The sequence below is a fragment of the Streptomyces phaeochromogenes genome, assembly GCF_001418655.1.
Lineage (GTDB): Bacteria > Actinomycetota > Actinomycetes > Streptomycetales > Streptomycetaceae > Streptomyces > Streptomyces phaeochromogenes.
Map to the genome: position 1 here is coordinate 1 of NZ_LIQZ01000532.1, position 4,222 is coordinate 4,222.

Below are 4,222 nucleotides of genomic sequence, written 5' to 3' on the forward strand. Positions count from 1 at the left end.
GCGTCGTACATGTCGAGTGTGCCCCTGTCGCCGGCCTCCTCCTCCCGCCTGGTGATCATGTAGTACGCGATCAGGGCCTCGACGCCGTTGAGCAGGTACAGCTTCACCGGCGGGGTGAACGGCAGCGCCCGGAAGGTCACGTCGACGTCGATGCCGTGGGAGGAGCGCAGGGCCCTGAGGTTGTGGCGCAGGACGTGGCCCTGGGCGTTGCGCATCTCCAGCCAGCGCTGGTGGACCGGGTCCTGGTCTCCCTGCGCGTCGACGGAGACGGGGAAGGCGAGGTTGATGTCACGGGAGGGCAGCAGGATGCGGACGTCGATCGACTCCGGGCGGAGCTTGCCCTCGTGGATCAGGCGGACCGGTTCACCGAGCGCCAGCATCAGGGTCTCGGCGGTGAGGCACGCGGCGTCCACCCGGACATGCGGCACGGCGAACGCCTCGACCAACTGCGGCGCCAACCCGACCATCGTCGGCTGAGGTTCGTCCCGCGCGGGGGTCACGTCCGCGATACGCGGGGGGCTGCCCTTGCTGACGTTGCTGAGCCGGCCCTCGTCCTGGAGTGCCCGCAGGGCCTGGCGGATCGTGCCGCGCTCCACGCCGAACTCCTCGGCCAACTCGGCCTGCGTGGGCAGGCGGTCGCCGGAGCGCAGGTCACCCGCGCGGATGCGGTCCCGCAGGATGTCGGCGATCTCCTGCGGCGAGAGCTTTCTGCTGCCGTTCACTGCCACGTTCTCCTGGGTCACGACCAAACGCTACAACTCCGCTCCATCTTAGGGGAGTTGTTTGAAAGTTGTTTTGAAGTAGGGACCAACTGGGGATATCTTAGTCAGAGTTGGCAACCAACTTAGCGAAGATGGCGGAAGGTTTGCCTCCTCTCGCAAATAGTTGGCAGATGGGAAGGCTCCGCGCCTCTCCAGCATCGTCCCGCACCACCGCACCACTCCCGCACCATCCCCGCCCAGCCGCCGCACCACCCCGAAAGACCCGAAGGAGGATCCACCATGCCCGTCATAGCCTTCCTCTCCGCCGTCTTCGTCGTCACCTTCGAGCAGCTCGTCCAGTGGCGGTACGGTCCCAGCGGTGTCGTGGGGCTGCTGCTGCTCACCATCGGCATCAAGGCGAAGAGCCCGACCTGCAGCTCGATCGGCGCCGTCGTCCTCGCCCTCATGGTCTCCGGGCCCGCCCTGTGACCCGTACGGCCCGCATGAACCATACGAACCGCATGACCTGCACGAACCGCTTGAACCGTATGAACCGTATGAACCGCGAGGACGAAGGTCCACCTGAAGATCCGGTACCCATCCGTGGGAGACCTCAGCCCGTGAGCACAAGCTCCGAGCTGATGGTCTCCCACAGTGCGTTGAACCACAGATGGGACTGCTCGACGAAGGTCGTGTCCCGCAGGCCGTCGCCCTGTTCGAAGGGGAACAGCATGGACTGGGTCCCCTCCGCGTCGTACATCTCCAGGTACTCGTGGTCGATCTCCTCGCCGCGCCGCGTCAGCGTGTAGTACGCGAAGAGCGCCTCCACGCCGTTGAGCAGGTAGAGCTGCACGGGCGGGGTGAACGGCAGGGCGCGGAAGGTGATGTGTACGTCGATGCCGTGCGTGGCCCGTAACGCCAGCAGGTTGTGCTTGAGGACCTGGCCCTGGGCGTTGCGGTGGGCCAGCCAGCGGCGCTGCAGCCGGTCGTCGACCGTGTCGTCCACCGGCGCCGGGAAGGCGAGGTCGATGTCGCTGGACGGCAGGAGCACCCGGACGTCCACCCTGGCTGGTTTTATTCGCCCCTCGTGGATGAGACGCAACGGCTCACCCATCGCGAGAGTGAGCGAGACCGCCGTCAGACACAGGGCGTCGATCTCCACGTGAGGGGCCGAGAAGGCCGCCGTGATCCGCGACGCGAGCGCCACCATGGTGGGCTGCGGCGGGGCTCCGGGCCCGGTCAGAGCCGGCCCCACGTCCTGCGCGACGGTCGCCGGGCTCCCTTTGGACACGTTGGACAGCAGGTGCTCCGACTGGAGGATGCGCAGCGCCTGGCGCACGGCCCCGCGCTCGACACCGAACTCGTCGGCCAACTGGGCCTGTGTGGGCATGCGCTGGCCGGGCCGCAGCTCACCGGACCTGATCCGGGTGCGCAGCTCGTCGGCCACCTCGCGGTGTGACCGCTGTGGCTGTTGTGACCTCTTCCGCCCATTGACGGCGACGTGTTCCGGGTCCACAACCAAACACTACAACTTCGCGCCATCTTTGGGCAGTTATTGAGAAGGTGGTTATGAGACGCATCCAAGAGGAGATAACTTCAGTGAAGTTGGTAACCAACTTGAGAAACATGGTCAAGCTTCCCAGGGGTTGGCCGCCAGAGTCGGAACTGTCGACCAGGTGGACGGTCCCAGCGGGGGTCCGCCTCCCCGTCCCGAAGGAGGGACCGCATGCCGCTCATCGCCATCATCGTCGCCGCCCTCGCCATCGGTTTCGAGCAGTTGATCCAGGTGAAGTTCGGGGCGATGGGCGTCATCGCCTTCGTCGCCCTCGCCGTCGGAATCAAGGCCAAGAACTCCATGATCGGCGGCCTCGGGGCCGTGATCCTCGTGATGCTGCTCGCCCAGTCCGGCTGATCGGGCGCCACCGTCCGGCAGTCCGGCCGACCGGGCTCCCTTCCGGAGGGGAGCCGGGAGCCCGGTCGGCCCGCACCATCGCGGACCGCTCCAAGATCCGCGGAACAACAAACAACTGAACAGCTACGGATCACAACAGATCGCAACAGATCACGAATGATCACAACTGAGTAGCCACGAACAACACGGAGGAGAAGCCGCAGACGCGGACCACCGACACGGAACGGAGCACCAGGAACAGCCCAATCAAAAGAATCAGAAGATGTCCGGGCACCACGGTCGCCTGGACGTGCGCAGCAGGGCGTCGGCCAAGGAGGCGGCGCCCGCTCGTTCTTCCCGCACCCGCCCCAGCGCCGCGAGCCGCACCACCGACTCGTCCCCGAGCCACAGCGACCCCAACTCACCCACATCCAGCGTGAGTTCGGCGTCCTCCGTGGTCCGCGCACAGCTCGCGCCCGCCTCCGAGGCGTCCAGCCGGTAACGGCCCCCGCACAGCCCTCCCCGGTCGACGACCTCCAGGACGAGCGTCCCCGTCGCCCCGTACGTACGCGCCTCCAGCGCCGCCACCACGTCCAGGATCCTCACCCACAGCAGGTCGGCCTGCGTCAGGATGCGTGCCGCGCGCGGATCCGGCAGCAGATGCGGCAGCAGGTCGTCCGGCGCCCGCCACCCCGTCCTGACCTTCGTGACCCAGTCGACCGAGCACACGTACCGCCACAGGGCGCGCTCCGCGGCCGGCGTGACCGCGATCATGTCCTTGACCTTCGCGGTCTCCAGCGGCTGCTTCACGTCCCCCCAGTGGTCGTCCACGGTGTACGTGAGCAGCCCCTCGACCTCACCCTCCGCGTTGCGGTACACGGCGTGGAAGGGCTCGGTCCACGAGGCCGGGTCGAGCACCAGCGCGCCCGTACGCACCTGCCACCACCGCTCGTCGCGGTCGACCACGCCCGGCTGAGTCCGCCTGAGCCGCTCGTGCAGCTCCGGGCCCGTCTTCCGTACGTCGTCGCCGTCCACGAGGTCGATACGGCCGCCGTCCTCCGGGCCCGACCAGCGGGGGTCGAGGCCCGCCCTCGGCACGTCGATCGTCCACTCGGCGGCCGTCGTGGCCGCGCCGAATCCGTACCGGCCGTAGATCGGGTACTCCGCGGCGATCAGCGTCGCCACGGTGTCGCCCCGCTCCTTCGCCGCCGCCAGGTCCTTGGCCATCATCCGGGTGAGGATGCCCCGGCGGCGGTGGGTCGCTGTGACCGTCACGTTCGAGATCGCGTCGGCCGCCACGGGGGCGCCGCCCGCGGCTGTGATCTGCTGCGGGAACGAGCGGAACGTGCCTACGCATCTGGTGCCGTCGAATGCGCCCAGTGTCCGGGCGGGGACGATGTAGGTGCTGCGGTCCTTGACGTCCGCGTCCGAGACGGTCGGGGGGAGCTGGAATCCCGTGTGCAGGGCGCGGGTCCACTCTCGGGTCTCGTCCTCGCGGATGGGGCGTATGTCGATGTCCTGGCGGGGGCTCATGCGGTCACGCTAGGCAGACGTGGTGGGGGGTGTCGCGCCGTTTTTCTCTCCCCCGGCCCCACCCCTTCCCGAAACCGGGGGCTCCGCCCCCAGGCCC

At 68.0% G+C, this 4,222-nt stretch carries 5 protein-coding genes; 2 read left to right on the forward strand and 3 right to left on the reverse strand.

The window, feature by feature from the left end; translation table 11 throughout:
- The coding region (locus AOK17_RS44985) for a GntR family transcriptional regulator (protein ID WP_055618438.1) at nucleotides 1-749 on the reverse strand (749 nt) is incomplete at its 3' end.
- 252 nt (nucleotides 750-1,001) lie between these two features.
- On the opposite strand from AOK17_RS44985, the gene AOK17_RS44990 reads away from it, so the two are divergent.
- Complete coding sequence (locus tag AOK17_RS44990; protein ID WP_055618439.1) at nucleotides 1,002-1,190, forward strand: hypothetical protein; 189 nt, start codon at nucleotides 1,002-1,004, stop codon at nucleotides 1,188-1,190.
- A 124-nt stretch (nucleotides 1,191-1,314) separates the two neighbouring features.
- On the opposite strand, the gene AOK17_RS44995 is transcribed toward AOK17_RS44990, so the two are convergent.
- Nucleotides 1,315-2,223, reverse strand: a complete 909-nt coding sequence (locus AOK17_RS44995; RefSeq protein WP_079053650.1) for a winged helix-turn-helix domain-containing protein — start codon at nucleotides 2,221-2,223, stop codon at nucleotides 1,315-1,317.
- A gap of 204 nt (nucleotides 2,224-2,427) precedes the next feature.
- Between AOK17_RS44995 and AOK17_RS45000 the strand changes: the two genes are divergently transcribed.
- The gene (locus AOK17_RS45000; protein WP_055618441.1) at nucleotides 2,428-2,613 is read left to right on the forward strand and encodes a hypothetical protein; all 186 of its coding nucleotides are present in this window, start codon (nucleotides 2,428-2,430) and stop codon (nucleotides 2,611-2,613) included.
- Nucleotides 2,614-2,868: 255 nt separating this feature from the next.
- On the opposite strand, the gene AOK17_RS45005 is transcribed toward AOK17_RS45000, so the two are convergent.
- Nucleotides 2,869-4,125 (reverse strand): GNAT family N-acetyltransferase, encoded by a 1,257-nt coding sequence (locus AOK17_RS45005; protein WP_055618442.1) that lies wholly within the window; start codon nucleotides 4,123-4,125, stop codon nucleotides 2,869-2,871.
- Nucleotides 4,126-4,222 lie beyond the last annotated feature (97 nt).